This window comes from Duncaniella sp. B8 (assembly GCF_005304985.1).
In the GTDB taxonomy this organism is placed as follows: domain Bacteria; phylum Bacteroidota; class Bacteroidia; order Bacteroidales; family Muribaculaceae; genus Duncaniella; species Duncaniella muris.
In genome coordinates this window covers 1,762,519-1,779,199 of record NZ_CP040121.1, presented here as the reverse complement: position 1 = coordinate 1,779,199, position 16,681 = coordinate 1,762,519, and the positions used below count along the sequence as shown (strand labels likewise).

The 16,681-nt window shown below is 54.2% G+C and carries 13 protein-coding genes; 8 read left to right on the top strand and 5 right to left on the bottom strand.

From position 1 onward, the window contains the following. Positions 1 to 146: 146 nt before the first annotated feature. The 4 genes from FDZ78_RS07675 to FDZ78_RS07660 all read right to left on the bottom strand — a co-directional run bounded on the left by FDZ78_RS07675 (position 147) and on the right by FDZ78_RS07660 (position 6,758). Positions 147 to 695 carry a hypothetical protein gene (locus tag FDZ78_RS07675; RefSeq protein WP_136408349.1) on the bottom strand — a complete coding sequence of 183 codons (549 nt, stop codon included), beginning with the start codon at positions 693 to 695 and terminating at the stop codon, positions 147 to 149. 316 nt (positions 696 to 1,011) lie between these two features. Next, positions 1,012 to 3,447, bottom strand: coding sequence for a thiol protease/hemagglutinin PrtT (locus FDZ78_RS07670; RefSeq protein ID WP_136408348.1), 2,436 nt, complete (start codon positions 3,445 to 3,447; stop codon positions 1,012 to 1,014). 27 nt (positions 3,448 to 3,474) lie between these two features. Further along, positions 3,475 to 5,646 carry a glycoside hydrolase family 97 protein gene (locus FDZ78_RS07665; protein WP_136408347.1) on the bottom strand — a complete coding sequence of 724 codons (2,172 nt, stop codon included), beginning with the start codon at positions 5,644 to 5,646 and terminating at the stop codon, positions 3,475 to 3,477. A 197-nt stretch (positions 5,647 to 5,843) separates the two neighbouring features. Beyond that, positions 5,844 to 6,758: a glutaminase gene (locus tag FDZ78_RS07660; RefSeq protein ID WP_136408346.1), complete on the bottom strand. Its 915-nt coding sequence runs from the start codon at positions 6,756 to 6,758 to the stop codon at positions 5,844 to 5,846. Between the two features lie 60 nt (positions 6,759 to 6,818). On the opposite strand from FDZ78_RS07660, the gene ruvX reads away from it, so the two are divergent. The 5 genes from ruvX (at position 6,819) to FDZ78_RS07635 (ending at position 10,486) form a co-directional block, all read left to right on the top strand. Then, on the top strand, positions 6,819 to 7,235 hold the full coding sequence (gene ruvX / locus FDZ78_RS07655; protein WP_107031134.1) for a Holliday junction resolvase RuvX: 417 nt from the start codon (positions 6,819 to 6,821) through the stop codon (positions 7,233 to 7,235). A 94-nt stretch (positions 7,236 to 7,329) separates the two neighbouring features. Further along, positions 7,330 to 7,893: a peptide deformylase gene (gene def, locus FDZ78_RS07650; RefSeq protein ID WP_123398182.1), complete on the top strand. Its 564-nt coding sequence runs from the start codon at positions 7,330 to 7,332 to the stop codon at positions 7,891 to 7,893. 45 nt (positions 7,894 to 7,938) lie between these two features. Next, complete coding sequence (ettA, locus tag FDZ78_RS07645; RefSeq protein ID WP_107031132.1) at positions 7,939 to 9,624, top strand: energy-dependent translational throttle protein EttA; 1,686 nt, start codon at positions 7,939 to 7,941, stop codon at positions 9,622 to 9,624. A 118-nt stretch (positions 9,625 to 9,742) separates the two neighbouring features. Further along, positions 9,743 to 10,225, top strand: coding sequence for an META domain-containing protein (locus FDZ78_RS07640; protein WP_123398180.1), 483 nt, complete (start codon positions 9,743 to 9,745; stop codon positions 10,223 to 10,225). Positions 10,226 to 10,252: 27 nt separating this feature from the next. After that, positions 10,253 to 10,486: a hypothetical protein gene (locus FDZ78_RS07635; protein ID WP_107031130.1), complete on the top strand. Its 234-nt coding sequence runs from the start codon at positions 10,253 to 10,255 to the stop codon at positions 10,484 to 10,486. Positions 10,487 to 10,620: 134 nt separating this feature from the next. Here the strand turns inward: FDZ78_RS07635 and FDZ78_RS07630 are convergent, their stop codons facing one another. After that, positions 10,621 to 12,288, bottom strand: a complete 1,668-nt coding sequence (locus FDZ78_RS07630; RefSeq protein WP_123398179.1) for a nucleoside kinase — start codon at positions 12,286 to 12,288, stop codon at positions 10,621 to 10,623. Between the two features lie 283 nt (positions 12,289 to 12,571). Between FDZ78_RS07630 and FDZ78_RS07625 the strand changes: the two genes are divergently transcribed. From FDZ78_RS07625 to recJ, 3 genes are all read left to right on the top strand, one after another. Continuing rightward, positions 12,572 to 13,777 (top strand): clostripain-related cysteine peptidase, encoded by a 1,206-nt coding sequence (locus FDZ78_RS07625; RefSeq protein ID WP_136408345.1) that lies wholly within the window; start codon positions 12,572 to 12,574, stop codon positions 13,775 to 13,777. Between the two features lie 52 nt (positions 13,778 to 13,829). Next, complete coding sequence (locus tag FDZ78_RS07620; RefSeq protein WP_205746912.1) at positions 13,830 to 14,759, top strand: mechanosensitive ion channel family protein; 930 nt, start codon at positions 13,830 to 13,832, stop codon at positions 14,757 to 14,759. A gap of 200 nt (positions 14,760 to 14,959) precedes the next feature. After that, the gene (gene recJ / locus FDZ78_RS07615; protein WP_137426193.1) at positions 14,960 to 16,681 is read left to right on the top strand and encodes a single-stranded-DNA-specific exonuclease RecJ; all 1,722 of its coding nucleotides are present in this window, start codon (positions 14,960 to 14,962) and stop codon (positions 16,679 to 16,681) included.

The following is a 16,681-nucleotide window of genomic DNA, read 5'->3' as shown; positions in this document are numbered from 1 at the left end:
GTGTCAGCAGACAAGGATTTTCTTATTCTCATACTTTTCATACATCCTATACACCTTAATATATAATGTATGTCAGTTACTTTCTTTTCTTTTTTCATGGTCCCCAATGTCTCAATACCCGTTCTGATACCTGAAAGATCCGGCCGTCAGCTTCCGCGGTCTCTCTGCGGCAGACTGAAAACCAGACGGCAGTCCGGCAATCCGGCCGCTATGAGGCTGTCGCATCTGGCGGCCGCATCCGGAGTGCCGGCAGGAAATGGCATCTGATAGATTTCCGTCACCCGCGCACCCGGAATAATGGCTTCCATTATTTCAGCAGGCGACGGAGCAGACTCCATCGCGGCATATTCCCGATAGGTCCAGCGGGTGAAAGCCGTATTGCCGGAAACACCGCGCCGGTCAAGCAGAAAGCCGTCTGAAAGTCTGACCGGAGCGGCTCCTGCAAGATCTGACGGGGCCGGATATGACACCAGCCTGCGGTGACGGCTGTCAAGAGTGACAGGCACCCGGTCGGCATAGTCTCCGTCGGTCTTATAGATCCGAGCCATCGCAACAGCGTTGACCGTGGGTGCGGGCAGCGGTTTCGCCCCTATGACCGCAGGCTGTGACTGAGGCGCTGAAACCGCTGCCTGCTCCTTGTGAGAGGAACAAGCTGCCAGGGAGATGGAGAGTATTGGCAGGAGCAGTTGTTTCATACGCGAAAAAGTCACCCTCCAAAGTTACGTAATATACTCTTATCAACCAACTCCCTGCGACTGTTTTAATATACATATTTTTGAAAATCTTCTTACTTTTTCACGATTTTGGCCGAAATGGGGCCTGAATCGGTCTCATTCCGGCTTATGTACATGCCTGGATTAAGAAACACCCTCCAAATTTTAAAGGATGCCCTGGCTGAGAATTTCAATCTCGCCGGGCATCCTTCTGAAGGTGCTATATATCTGTCACTATTGTGTATGGGAGAGAGCATTACCGGGGCCTGCACGAAGCCGCCGGCATCCTCTCCGGATTCTATTTCTTTATGACCTTGACAGTGCGGACGCCGTCAGCTGTCAGCACTCTTGCTATGTAAAGGCCTGAGGGGAGAGCCGAGAGGTCGACGCGGGCTGTCTGACCGTCAATCTCTGTCTGCGCGCCGGTAAGTTTGCCTGACAGCGAGTAGAGGTCCACGCGGCTGATTTCAGCCGAAGCAGAAATCACGGTGTGATCTACTGCCGGATTGGGCGAGAGGGTAACTGCATTCGCGCCATCGGCTATGACATCGGCAATTCCGCTGCGTTCGCCGATTGTAAATGACAGATATTTACCAGACGAAATAAAGCTGTTGCCGTTATAGAGACCCACGTCCACGAGCTCTCCGGCGCTGAAGCCCGTCAGACTTCCGCTGATGACAAATGACTGAGTGTCGCCGGCGTTCATCATAAGCAGAGGAGAATTGAGCTGAGCCGAGGCATACTGGTCATTCTCGCCGAAGAAAGCCGCGCAGATCCGTCCGGCCAGATAGCCTGACTGACATTTCAGAGTCACGTTTATGACAACGTTGTCAGGATCAACCGCAGAGGCATTTTCCACGTTCCAGCCTACAACCTGCAGCGATGGAGTTCCGGGGTTGCTGCTTACGGTGACACTGATCTGATCGGAAATCACCTTGTAACCCGAACCGGACTTATAGCCCATTGCGAATTTATAGGCTCCGGGGGTTACTGAGATTTCATCGCCGTTGTCATTGACAAACCATTCGCTAAAATAGTCAAACGGCTCACCGGCTACGGAGAATAGCTGGTTGAGTTCGCAACCGTGGCCCAGAACTGTTCCGTTATCTCTGAGCAGAAGTCCATAGACAGGCATTGTAGCTTCCATGTCTACCGAAAATTTTGCCAGTCCGGTAGCCCGGAAGCCACAGCCGGAATACATCTGCCGGGAGGCTGTCAGCCCTGTAACCGAGTAGTTGCCCAAAGAGGGTGTGGACACCGAATAATTCGAACCGCTGCGCGACAGCTGCACATAGCCCGGCTGGGAGATAGAACACTGATAAGGATAAACGGTCGATCCGATCTTGAACACCGGATAGATACGATAGGTTCCGTCGCTTATACCAAGAAATGAAAGCGGAATGGAAACAGACGGATAATATGAACCGGGATAATAATCCGGCACAGTATAACGGTCTACAATCTTTATATCCTTGCCGTTCTGATCGGTAATTCTTAAAGACACATAACCTGAAACCTCATCAATCGAGAAGTTGGCAAAATCTCCGTAGAGCACAAAATTAGACCCGCTGATTTCAGCTGAGATATTTCCGAGAGCTACGAATTTGATATCATGGACAGATGTGGTCGAAGTGGCGGGGCGGATGCCTATGAGAATTTCCTGACCGCTGTTGTAGCCTGAAGTGCTGCCTCCGGCTCCCTGCTGGTCTGGGTCAAGCGCATTGAGAAGGAAATAGCCGTCGCTCATGCCTGACCAGCCCCAGTTGATATGGAAATAGCCGTTGCCCCGATAGCCGTCACAGACAAAGCAGTGGCCGCTCTCTCTGTTGCTGCCTGAATAGAGCACCGGGCCGTCGGTCTGCAGGCTGTTGTAGATCATAGTCTCCCAGTCGGCAAGAGTATAGCAATGACGCAGTTCGTTGCGAAGACGGCCGTCATATTTGAAATAGTTGGCCAGTGCGCCTCCTACAGCCGCACTTGAAGCGCCTGAGGCAGAAGGGCCGTAGTCCATTCTGACAGAATAACCGCAGGCCTGCATGAGTTTGGCCACTGCTTCCTGCTGAGTTCTCGTTGAAGAAACGGCGGAATAGTCCGGGAGCATGTTGGACCAGTCAAAAGCATAGTTTCCGAAACTTGCCGTCAGCGTTTTGCTTTCCCACGTGTAAGAAAAATTCGCATTTGATGCCGCCTTGTCAGGCCAGTTGTGATATTTCATTACCTGGGCCATAGCCGTGGCCACGCAACCGGTGTAGGTCGGATATTCCTTGCCTTTGTACTCGTAGATGGGACAATAATTATTGTAAGGCTCACCCTGGTCCCACTTGGTCTGAAGCAGAGGGCCGATAGGGTCTCGGTCTTCGCGGGCAGTGACCTCATACGAGCCGGCATTTTCCGCTGCCGCAGCCCTGATCTGGGCGCTGTACTCCTCAAGCCACCAACGCATCGACGGTGACATCTTTTCAGGATCGAATATCCCGGTGTCGCTGTAGCCGAGCACGGGCGCCGCCACATCATCGGCCGATACTATCAGATAGCCCGACTCATTGGGTGTGAACACATAGACAGCCGGGGTGTCATCTGCTCCGATGGTCATTACAGGTTCAAGCACTGAATGACCACGGCTTGTGCCTGTCGCAGCGGCCTGTGATGATTTCGCAGCACGGGCGAGCGCCTCGGCGGGAGTGAGTGTGCGGGCTCCGGCAGTGCTTGCAGCCAAGGCTGCCAGAGCTAACATCAGATACGTTTTTTTCTTCAACTTCAATTAGCGTTTTAGCGGTTTTATAGATATGGCATAGCCACCGCCGGCAATGGCGCCGAGTGTCAGTTTCGACTTTGAGGTGACTGTCTTGCGGGTAATATCATAGCGGGTCTGGCCGTCAACGGTGTTTGCGTCAGGGGCCTCGGCATAGATCGTGGCTTCATATTTCCGTCCCGGATCGAGAAACGACAGGCTGATGGTGCTCTTGCGGTCGGCGGTGCCGGCGGTAGATCCTACATACCATTCATCGGAGTTCTTGTCTTTGCGGGCCACTGTCACATATTCCATCGGCTCGGCTTCAAGATAGACCGAACGCTCCCATTCAACAGGCACATCTTTGATGAACTGGAATGCGTCCATATGCTTTTCATAATGTTCAGGAAGGTCGGCGGCCATCTGGAGGGGGCTGTACATGGTGACGTAGAGCGCCAGCTGGCCGGGAATGGTCGAGGCGATCTTTGAATTGTTGTTAGGAGTGAACGTTGACAGGTCAAACTCGAAAATGCCGGGAGTGTAGTCCATCGGGCCTCCCTGCAGACGGGTGAAAGGCAGGATCGAGGTGTGCCATTTCTCATTGCCGCCCATAGCCTGATACTCTGTTCCGCGGGCGCTTTCGTTGCCGATGAGGTTGGGATAAGTGCGGGCCAGACCTGTAGGACGGCTTGCCTCGTGGGCGTTGACCATTATCTTATGATCGGCGGCCTTGCGGACGGCATAGAGGTAGTGGTTGTTGAGCCACTGTGAGTAGTGATATTCGCCGCGGGGAATGATGTTGCCTACATAACCGCTCTTGACGGCATTGTAGCCGTAGTCGTTCATCAGCTTGTAGGCCTGGTCGAGATGGCGCTCGTAGTTGCGCACCGATGCCGAGGTTTCGTGGTGCATCATCAGCCGCACGCCCTTTGACCGGGCATAGTCGGTGAGATATTTCAGATCGAAATCAGGATAGGGGGTGACAAAGTCAAAGACATAGTCTTTCGACTGGCCGAACCAGTCTTCCCATCCTTCGTTCCAGCCCTCTACGAGCACCTGGTCAAAACCATGATCGGCAGCGAAGTCGATGTAACGCTTGACCTTGGCGGTGTTGGCGCTGTGGCGCCCGTTGGGACGGGTCTTTGAGTAGTCTGTCTCGCCGAGCTTCACGGAGTAGACGTCATCAGTATAGTTCCAGGTACCGGCTCCGGTGATCATCTCCCACCAGACGCCGATGTATTTGACCGGCTTGATCCAGCTGACATCTTCATAGGCTGTCGGATCATTGAGATTGTAGATCAGCCGCGAGGCGAGGATGTCACGCGCGTCATCGACTATCATCACCGAGCGCCAGGGACTTTTGGCCGGGGTCTGCATGTAGCCTTTGCGGCCCTGATTGTCGGGGGTGAGCCATGAGGAGAATGTCATGGTTGTGTCGTTGAGGTTAAGGTGCATTGTCGGATAGTCGACAGTGGCGGCCTCATGGATGTTCAGATAGATGCCGTCGTCTGTCTTGAGCTGGAGCGCAGTCTGGACGCCTGTGGGAGAGAAAGGCGTGGTCGAGGCATTGTCCGGATTGATTTTGGAGGGGAAAAGGCCGCGGATCTCGCTCAGGCGCGACCGGGTGTAGTTATACTCCTGGGTGTCATAGTCGCCGGGAATCCAGTAGGCGGTATGGTCACCGGTCATTGCAAACTCCGTTGCTTCTTCGGCTATTACGAAATAGTTGAGATTTGGCTGTCCGGGGAATTCATACCGGAAACCGATTCCGTCGTCATAGGCTCGGAAGCGTATCTCCATAGAGCGGTCAAAAGCCGGCTGACGCAGGCTGACGGTCATTTCATTGTAGTGGTCGCGGATTTCCGACTCTTCGCCCCAGACAGGCTGCCACACGGTGTCGACACTGTCGCGGCTCACTCCGGCAAGCTCGAAGCCGTCTTTGAGCGAAAGAGCGTCGGCTCCGGCCTTTTTGCCCTGTTGCTCGAAGCTGTTGCGTCCCGACTCGCTCGACAGGTCAAAGCCGAGACCCGACGGGGCGATCACCTGCTTGCCTTTGAAGTCGACAAAGTAGGTTGGACGTCCGTCACGGATCTCAAACGTCAGCGCGATGTCGCCGTCAGGCGATTTCAGCACTTCATCTGCTTTTGATGTCCCTGCAGCCATCAGGCCGAGAGCGAGAGAGAGGACTATGTGATGTCTCATAATTGAAATTTGATGTAAGGAATAAAATGTGATAAGTAAGTATGACATATAGAGTTGCAAACTTACAAAATTTTCCTTTCATTATCAATTTTTCACACCACTTTCCTCGGATAGTCAAAAAGAAATTCGTTCAAATCGTCATCAGCACATTTGAACGGTTTTATATCGGAGTCCTCAAGGTGACAGACGGGCGGCTGTCAGAAGATTGATTCGTGGGTGTAGGAGGTAAGCAGCTCCAGAGCTTTCATGCCCATCACGGAGTTGCCTTTTTCGTTGAGGCGCGGGCTCCAGGTGGCCACGGAATAGCGTCCGGGATAGACGGCTGCTATGCCGCCGCCGACTCCGCTCTTGCCGGGAAGTCCGACCAGATAGGAATATTCACCGGCATCGTTGTAGAATCCGCAGGTCTGCATGATGGCGTTGATGCGCTTTACCTGCGAATAGGTCAGGCTGACGCCGCCGAAGGAGAATTCCCGGTTGCGGTCGGCAAAGGGCAGAAACGATTGGGCCAGCTGACGGCAGTCCATCTTGACGGAACACTGCAGGAAGTAGAAGCGCAACACGTCCTCGATGTCGTTTTGCAGATTGCCGTAATACTTGAGCATGTTGGCAATGGCGGCGTTAACATAGCCCGTAGTCCTCTCCGAAGCCGCTACCTCGCGGTCATATTCTACGGTGGGATCGCCGGAGATACGGCGTATGAAGTCTATATATTCACCCTCCGGATCGGAGAGTTCCGAAAGGAGCACGTCGGCCACAACGATTGCACCGGCATTGATGAACGGATTGCGCGGAATGCCGTGGTCGAGTTCAAGCTGTATCAGCGAGTTGAAAGCCGAGCCCGACGGCTCTTTGCCCACTCTCTCCCAAAGAGCCTCGCCTTTGAGCGAAAGGGCCATAGAGAGTGAGAAGACTTTGGTGACACTCTGGATAGAAAAGCGCTCACCGACATCACCCAGCTCGGCTCCGCCACCATCGGTGGTGAGAAGGCAGATGCCGAAACGGTCAGGATTGACTCTCGCAAGCGCCGGTATGTAGGAGGCCTGCTGTCCTACGGTGCGGAGCGGCTCAACTTCGACCGCTATCTCTGTCAGGATTCTATTATAGTCCATGATGATCTGGTGGGATTTGACATGCAAATGTACAATATTTTTATTATCTTTGCAGTCATTATGGGACGATTACTTGCTATTGACTACGGGCGCAAACGCTGCGGACTGGCTGTGACCGACGTGTTGCAGATCGTGGCCACGGCGCTTGACACTGTGCCCTCGGCCCAGCTGATAACCTATGTCAAGGCCTATGTCAGCCGCGAGCCGGTCGATGAAATCATTGTCGGACTCCCCAAAACCCTGGGCGGGGAGCCGTCAGAGTCGATGCGCTATATCACTCCGGCCATCAACCGCCTGCGCAAGGAGCTGCCGGGAGTGGAGATCCGCTTTTTCGACGAACGCTTCACCTCGACCCTTGCCCACCGCGCCATGCTCGATGCCGGAGTCAAGAAAAGCGACCGCCGCGACAAAGGCGCCATAGACCGCATGGCGGCCGTCATAATCCTCAACGGCTATCTCGAATCACGCCGGATCTGACCGCCGCACAGGAAGCAGAGCCGCCCACCCACAGGCCGGCGCCTCCCCCCTCCTTGCCAATCATCCAGGAATAATCAAAAAAACAGATATATCAATGCGCTTACCAGTCTATCTTTACGGCCATCCGGTGCTCCGCAAGACAGCGGCCCCGATAAGCCGGGACTATCCTGAGCTCAAAGAGCTTATAGAGAACATGTTCACCACCATGTATGCCAGTGAAGGCGTAGGCCTTGCCGCTCCACAGATCGGTCGCTCTGACAGAATCGTTGTGATCGATGCCGACCCCGTCAAAGATTCATTCCCCGAATGCGAGGGCCGCAAATTCGTGCTCATCAACCCGGAGATCGAGGTGCTTGACGGAGAAGCCGTCAGCCGCGGCGAAGGCTGCCTCAGCCTGCCGGGACTTTCGGAAAACGTCAGCCGCGTGGAAAACATCCGCCTGCGCTGGGTCGACGAAAACTTCGAACCGCATGAAGAAGTGATCACCGGCTTCCTGGCCCGCATAGTCCAGCATGAGTGCGACCACCTCGAAGGCAAACTATACATCGACCACATTTCGATGATCCGCAAGCAGCTGATCAAAGGAAAACTCAACAACATCATAGCCGGAAAGACCCGCTGCGATTATCCCGCCAAATATGCACCCAAAAAGCGCTGAATCCTAATATCCTGAATTTCAACAAGCATCAACAACCATCCAATCATGGCTGACGACAAAAAAGTTATATTCTCGATGGTAGGAGTCTCCAAGACCTACCCTCCCCAGAAGCAGGTGTTGAAAAACATCTATCTCTCATTCTTCTACGGTGCCAAGATCGGCATCATCGGTCTGAACGGCTCCGGTAAGTCTTCGCTGCTGAAAATCATAGCAGGCATTGACAAGAGCTATCAGGGCGAAGTTGTCTTCTCGCCCGGCTACTCCGTGGGCTATCTCGAACAGGACCCTCAGCTCGACCCTGAGAAAACTGTCATCGAGGTTGTGCGCGAAGGTGTGCAGCCCATCATGGACCTCCTTGCTGAATTTGACAAGGTCAATGAATCGTTCGGCGACCCCGATGTGCTCGAAGACCCCGATAAGATGGACGCCCTGCTCGCCCGTCAGGCCGAACTTCAGGACAAACTCGATGCCGCCGACGCCTGGAACATCGACTCCAAGCTCGAACGTGCTATGGATGCCCTGCAATGTCCCCCCGACGACCAGAGCGTGACCACCCTCTCAGGAGGCGAACGCCGTCGCGTGGCCCTCTGCCGCCTGCTGCTCCAGCAGCCCGACATCCTGCTGCTCGACGAGCCCACCAACCACCTCGATGCCGAATCGATCGACTGGCTCGAACAGCACCTCCAGCAATATCCCGGCACCGTGATAGCCATCACCCACGACCGCTACTTCCTCGACCACGTGGCAGGATGGATCCTCGAACTTGACCGCGGCGAAGGAATTCCCTGGAAAGGCAACTACTCTTCATGGCTCGACCAGAAGACCAAGCGCATGGCCCAGGAAGAAAAGCAGGCAAGCAAGCGCCGCAAGACCCTCGAACGCGAACTCGAATGGGTACGCATGGCCCCCAAGGCTCGTCAGGCCAAAGGCAAAGCCCGTCTGTCGAGCTACGACCGCCTCCTCAACGAAGACCAGAAGGAACGCGAGGAACGTCTCGAAATCTTCATCCCCAACGGCCCGCGCCTCGGCAGCAAGGTCATCGACGTGCAGGGCTTCTCGAAAGCCTTCGGCAAGAAGCAGCTGTTCAAAGACCTGAGCTTCTCGCTCCCCCAGGGCGGCATTGTAGGCGTGATCGGCCCGAACGGCGCCGGAAAAACCACCCTCTTCCGCCTCATCATGGGCCAGGAGACTCCTGACGCAGGCTCGTTTGAAGTGGGCGAGACCGTAAAGATCGCCTATGTCGACCAGACCCACCACGACCTTCTGCCCGAAAAGAGCGTCTATGAAGTGATTTCGCAGGGAGTGGAAAGCTTCCGCATGGGTGGCCGCGACGTCAACGCCCGCGCCTACCTGTCGCGCTTCAACTTCACCGGAGCCGACCAGGAAAAGAAAATCGGAGTGCTCTCAGGCGGCGAGCGCAACCGCCTGCACCTCGCTATGGCTCTCAAGGAGGAAGGCAACGTTATCCTGCTCGACGAACCTACCAATGACATCGACGTGAACACCCTTCGCGCTCTCGAAGAAGGCCTGGAGGACTTTGCCGGCTGCGCCGTGGTTGTCAGCCACGACCGCTGGTTCCTCGACCGCATCTGCACCCACATCCTCTCGTTTGAAGGCGACGGCAATGTAGTGTTCTACGAAGGCTCCTACTCAGACTACGAAGAGTTCAAGAAAGCCCACAACGATGGCAAGGAACCCCCGCGCCGCCGCTACCGCAAGCTCATGGACTGATAAACATCGGTATCTACCACCTATTTATATTATATAGAATCATTTTGCGGTCTCTCTGCATGGATACAAAATGTCAGGAGACCGCAATTTTGCATAAACCGTAAAAGGTTGTTTAAATATGAAAATTCAAATCAAAATTTCGCTAATGGCATTGGCAGCCCTCAGCGCGGCATCATGCACAGGCAACAAAAACGGACAGACCGCCACAAGTGACTGTCAGTCACAGGACGTAGCTGCATATGCCGATCTCAAAGGACGGTGGAATATTGAAAACATAGTTTTCTCCGATTCCGACTATGTCCGTCCCTCCGAAGAAGTGCCCGGATCACACCAATATATAGTATTTGAAGACAGCACATACTTTATCCAGACCAACTGCAACACCGTTTCCGGTCCTTATATGATCAAGGGCGACTCCATAGTCCTCGGTGACGGCGCCATGACAGAAAAGGCCTGCGACAACATGGCGACAGAAGACGCACTCCGAAAAATCCTTCCGAATATCGCCACCCTATATATTGGAAACGATTCAACAGCCCGCCTCAACAGCCGCAACCCATCAGAGTACATCGTTCTGCACAAAGCCGCCGCTCAGAAATAAAAGCCGTTTGATTTTGAAGAGTTACTTATGATCCGTATAGGCCGATATGAACTTGGATTCGCTCCGCTGTCGATGATCATTGTCTTCATCGTGCTCTCAGCCTGCGCTGTGGCCGCGGCTTTCCATCAGGCAAGGCCCGAATGGCCAATGCCATTGCCGTCCATTATCATCATCAACGAGGGGATGGCCCTGCTGGCTACCATTGCCTACGGCATATTCGTTCACTTCGCTATTGAAATAATCAACAGGCTCAGAAAATAGACAGACAACTGTTTGTCATAAATAATATCGCCGGCCCCGCATTATCGCATCTGATAACGGGGCCGGCGATTGTATCTTTGCAGTGTCTCATCCCGAAAAGAGGCAGGCAGCCCCGCTCCAGGAAAAAATGCGGTCTAATAATGGAACGAACTGCCGCCAAGAAATTCACGCAGCAGAGAGTTTGGCGGAATCATGTTGGAAGGAATGGACGAGAAGCATGACAAAAACTTGCGCAGACGGTGAGCCTCGGCATATTCCGGCAGATCACGGGGCACATTACGCAACACCCTCTCAGCCTCGTCACGCATTACCCCTAACTCGAACAGCAGCGAGGAATTGAACATCGAATCGGCATTTTCCTGATAAGGAAAAATCCACTGCTCTTCCCCCCGGCGCACACTCGGCCAGCGGCGTATGGTGTCGAGAGCACTCGTACCGCGATACTTGTAGTCGCGGATAATGCGCCGCAGCAGGCGGTTGTCAGTGGTCGACACCCAATTGTGGTCATCAATGGCGAGTGTGGTCAGCGCAGAGACATAGATGCGGTATTTCATCTCAGGCACCACATCGCGAGTCAGTTCCGGATTCAGGCCGTGGATACCCTCGATCAGCAATATCGAATGCGAGTCAAGGGCTATGCTCTCATTGCGGTATTCACGCTCGCCGCGCTCGAAATTATAATAGGGCATTTCGATGCGCTCGCCACGGATCAGACGGTTCAGATGGTCGTTGAACAGTTCAAGATCGAGAGCAAAGAGCGACTCATAGTCATAATCGCCGCTCTGGTCACGCGGAGTGCGGTTGCGGTCTACGAAATAGTTGTCAAGCGAGATCATCACCGGGTTCAGCAGATTGGTCAGCAGCTGCACCGCCAGACGCTTGGTGAAAGTAGTCTTGCCTGACGACGACGGACCGGCAATAAGCACCACCCGCGCACCCCCTTCATGATATCGCTCCGTGATGCGGTCGGCTATGGCGCCGATATACTTGGTATGAAGAGCCTCGGCCACATTGATCATCATCGACGTGCCCGCTCCGGCCACCACTGAATTGACATCGCCCGCATCGCGTATGCCAATGATGGAGTTGAACTTAAGATAGTCGGTAAAGGCCCTGTAGAGCTTGGGCTGGGCAAGCGGAGTGGCCGGGCGCGAGTCATCAGCCGGATCCGGTCCAAGCAGCAGAAGCCCCTTCTCATAGGGCACGAGATCAAACACCTGAAGCATTCCGGTGCGAGGCACCAGATTGCCGTTATAGCAGTCACAGACACCATCGAGACGATAGTAGACCGTGTACAGTTCATGGAGACTCTCAAGCAGTTTCACCTTGTCGTCCAGGCCCTGGCGGCGCATGATCTCTATAACGTCAGGAGTCAGGCGCTCCTTGCGCTCGAACGGCAGATCGCGGTCCACCAGCCTGCGCATCTCCTCTTTTAGAGCCGCAGCCACTTCAGCATCGGCCTTGACTCCTTCGACCCGGCAATAGTATCCGCGCGAAACCGAATGGCTTATCACCAGACGCGCGCCCGGATAGAGCGTCACAAGCGCACGGTAAAGCACCATGCAGAGCGAACGGATGTAGCATCTGTGGCCCGACGGCGACTTCACCGAGAGAAACTCCACCTGCTTGGGCATGAACACCGGGAAAGCAAGATCTTCGGTCTTGTTGTTGACCCGCGCGCAGACAGGAGTGAAAGGAAGCCTGTCACGGATTCCATCATATATCTGATGCAGCGTCTGACCGCCGCTGACAGGAATGTATTCGCCGAGATTGACGCAGTATATCTTCAGTTGGTCGCTCATAATGTGTTGAATTTTAGAAGATTTTTCATTCTTGAATAATTACAGCTTGTGCCCTGGCCTGCCTTGATGGCAAAGATAGCACCATTACATTTCAATCCGGGAGAAGGCCTGATAAAAAATGTTAACAGAAGCCAAAACAATCAGAAATATAGCTCTATATTCCAGCAACGACAGCGGTATTGCTTTTGTTCATTTCAAAAAAAATCCTAAAATCGGGCCGATCACGCCCACGGAATGACATAAATATCGTAATTTCGTTGAAATAAACCAATTGATCACCCCGATGCACCGCTTTCTGCTCAATATTCTCCTCACCTTCTGCTCGTTCTGTCTGCTGAACTCCTGCGGCGAAGCCAACGAGCCCGCGCCCCCCGCACCGCCCTCTCCATCTGAAGAGGTCCACCGGACTGTGCTTGTCTATATGCTGGCCGACAACAACCTCGGCTGGGCAAACAGCTTCGATGCCTATGACCTCGATGAAATGGTCCGCGGAGCCAAAAACGGCGGCCTGAACGGCGGAAGGCTGCTCGTCTATTACAACCGCCCCTATACCAATGACGGCAATCCGCCCCAGCTGATCGAGATAACAGCCCAAGGACAGAAAATACTGAAAACCTACACCGATGATCCCGACCTCTACTCTGTAGAGATCGGACGCATGCGTCAGGTGCTTGCCGACATGAAGGAGCTCGCGCCAGCCGAAGACTACGGCATGATTTTCTGGGGCCACGCCACGGCCTGGATGACCCACCCCGAAGACATGGACCAATCAAAAGCCTCACGCTCATACGGAACCGACCGCGACAAATGGATGAGCCTCTCCTCACTCGGCAAAGCCCTCGAAGGAGAAAAATTCTCATTCCTATACTTCGACTGCTGCCTGATGGGCACCGTAGAAATCGCATATGAACTGCGCGCTCTGACACCCGTGATAGTCGGCTCGCCGACAGAAGTCGAAGGCGAAGGCATGCCCTATCATCTGAACATTCCGGCATTTTTCGCCGACGGCACCCCAGACCTGGTCGGCGCCGCCACCAACACATTCACCTATCTGAAAGAAAAAGGCCTGCGCTCACAGATGGTGGTGGTCGACACATCCGCTCTCGAAGGACTTGCCGAGGCCTCGCGCGGCATCTTCGCCACTCTCACATCCTATCCCGCGGAACTCACACAGGTACAGGCCCTGTCACAAAGCTTCAACCCCTTCGACCCCGTCTTCCACTCCACACGCCCAGTCTACGACATGGAGGACTACATGAAGAAAATCTCCCAAAACACCCCCGCCCTGCTCGCCGCATGGCAGGATGCCTTTGACCGCTGCATCCTCTACAAGGCCCACACCGACCGCGACTTCACCGGCATAGCCGTCAGAACCTACGGCGGCCTCGGATCGTTTATAATCAAACGGCCCGAAGAGACCGCCTACCGCGGCTATGACAAGACCCTCTGGTGGAAAGATGTAGTCTCGACAGCCCCGGTCTTCAACTGACACCGGCAAATAACCCCGCAGAACATCCATATAGTAATAGTTATCAGAAAAAATGTTTCAACTCGACATCATTCCGACTGACACAATCCCAACCGTTGCCCAGGAGAGCAGCGCAATCAAAAACATCTCCTTCGATCAGCTGATCGACACACTCATCAGCGACATGGTCCACTTTGCCATCTCACTGACCATCGCCATACTCGTATTCTACGCAGGCAAATACATCATCCGCAAACTCTACAATTTCGTCTACGGCATACTCCACCGGCGGCAGGTCGAAGCCTCGCTGAGCACCTTCGTGCTATCGCTCGTCAGAATCGTGCTCTACTTCATCCTGATCGTCACCGTCATAGGCATCCTCGGCATAGAGACAAGCTCCTTTCTCGCCCTCTTCGCCTCGGCAGGCGTAGCCATAGGCATGGCCCTGAGCGGCACCCTCCAGAACTTTGCCGGCGGAGTGCTCATACTCCTGCTCAAGCCATTCAAGGTCGGCGACTACATCGAAGCCCAGGGCTTTGCCGGAACCGTCACCCGCATAGAAATCTTCAACACCATAATCTGCACCCCTGACAACAAATCGATCATCATACCCAACGGCGGCCTCTCCACCGGAAGCATCAACAACTACTCCATCCAGCCCTACCGCCGAGTGGACTGGACCGTAGGCATCTCCTACGGCGAAAGCGTAGACCGGGCCCGCACCCTGCTCCTCGACCTGCTCCGAAAAGACCCCCGCATCCTCTGGGAAGAAAAAACCGGAATGCCGTCAGTCAAAGCCCCCGTCGTAGTTGTGGCCGAACTGGCCGACTCATCAGTCAACCTCAGCGTGCGCGCATGGGTAGCCAGCGCCGACTACTGGGGAGTCTACTTTGACCACAACGAAGAATTCTACAACGCCATCACAGCCGCCCCCGGCCTTTCCTTCCCCTTCCCGCAGCTCGATGTACACATGACAGCCGCCCCGCAGGAACCCCGCCACTGAACACCCCGTCCATTCCATCTTACTTGCATCACGGGCCCGTTTAAAAACGAATGCTAAAGGATAAATAACATTTCTTATGACAATTTATCCAATTATTCTGCGTACTTTTGCAATTAATAGGGTCGAAGTGCCTTATCTCTTGCAATGATCGCGCACCTCCCCTCTCCGCCTTCTTTTGAAATAAAAAAGAAACAACATAAATGACAAGTAAATGGAATTACTGTCCCCTTACATCCGACGAACAACAAGTGGAGTCCGACCTGGCCAAAAGCTATGCCGGAGTGCCGCCCGTTAGCGAGCTGCTTGTGCAACGGGGCATTTCCTCGGTCAGAGAGGCGGAGAAATTTTTCCACCCCTCGCTGAAGGATCTGCATGACCCGTTTCTCATGCCCGACATGGACAAGGCCGTCCACCGGCTAAACCGTGCTATGGGGGCTAAGGAGCAGATTATGGTCTACGGTGACTATGATGTAGACGGAACCACAGCAGTGGCCCTCGTCTACAAATATCTCCGTAACTTCTACTCCCATATCGACTACTATATCCCGACGCGCAACGAAGACGGATATGGCATCTCGAAAGCCACCATCGACATGGCCGCCCGTCAAGGGGTCAAACTTTTTATCATCCTCGATTGCGGAATCAAAGCAACCGAAGAGATCGAGTATGCCCGTTCTCTGGGCATAGACTTTATTATCTGCGACCATCATGTGCCCGACGAGAAACTCCCGCCGGCGGTTGCCATCCTCAACCCGAAACTGGATGGGAGCACCTATCCATGTCCCCACCTCTCAGGCTGCGGCGTGGGCTATAAGCTCATGCAGGCTTTCGCCATATCAAACGGACTGGGCAACACCGAACTGGAAGGGCTTCTCGACCTCGTGGCTGTGTCAATCGCCGCAGACATCGTACCGATGGTAGGCGAAAACCGCATCCTCACATACCACGGACTCAAAAGGCTCAACTCCAACCCCAACATGGGGCTGAGAGCCATAATCCGTATCTGCGGCCTCGGAAACCGAGAAATCACAATCAGCGACGTCATCTTCAAGATCGGCCCGCGCATCAACGCCTCCGGACGCATGCAGAGCGGAAAGGAAGCCGTTGACCTGCTCGTGGCCCGCGATGTGGCCGATGCCTACACCCGCGCAAAGGAGATAGACCGCTACAACCAGGACCGCAAGGAACTCGACAAACAGATAACCGAGGAAGCCAATACGATTCTCGAAGAGCGCGGAGAGATGACCTCAGACCAGAAGTCGATAGTAATCTACAACAAAAACTGGCACAAGGGCATCATCGGCATCGTAGCCTCGCGACTGACCGAGCTCTACTACAAGCCATCGGTGGTCCTCACCTACTCCAACGGACTGGCCACAGGCTCATCGCGCTCGGTGCAGGGCTTCGACGTCTACAAAGCCGTGGAATCAGTGCGCGACCTGCTTGAGAACTTCGGCGGCCACACCTACGCCGTAGGCCTCTCGCTCAAGGAAGAGAACATAGCGGAGTTCACACGCCGTTTCGAGCAGTTTGTCAGCGACAACATACGCCCCGACCAGCTAACCCCCCAGCTCGATATCGACGCCTACCTGACATTCGCCGAGATCACCCCCGAATTCCTATCCCTGCTCAAACAGTTCAACCCCTTCGGTCCGGGCAACAGCAAACCGGTGTTCTGTACACGCGGAGTGACTGACTTCGGCACCTCGAAACTCGTAGGGCGCCACAGCGAGCACATAAAACTCGAACTCGTTGACAGCACCTGCGGAAAAGTCATGAACGGCATAGTCTTCAACAGCGCCGCCAGCTTCGACCACATCCATTCGGGCAAACCCTTCAGCATCTGCTACACCATCGAGGAAAACAAACACAAGGGAGGTTCCGCCATACAGCTCTTCGTCAAGGAAATCCATCCCGAATAG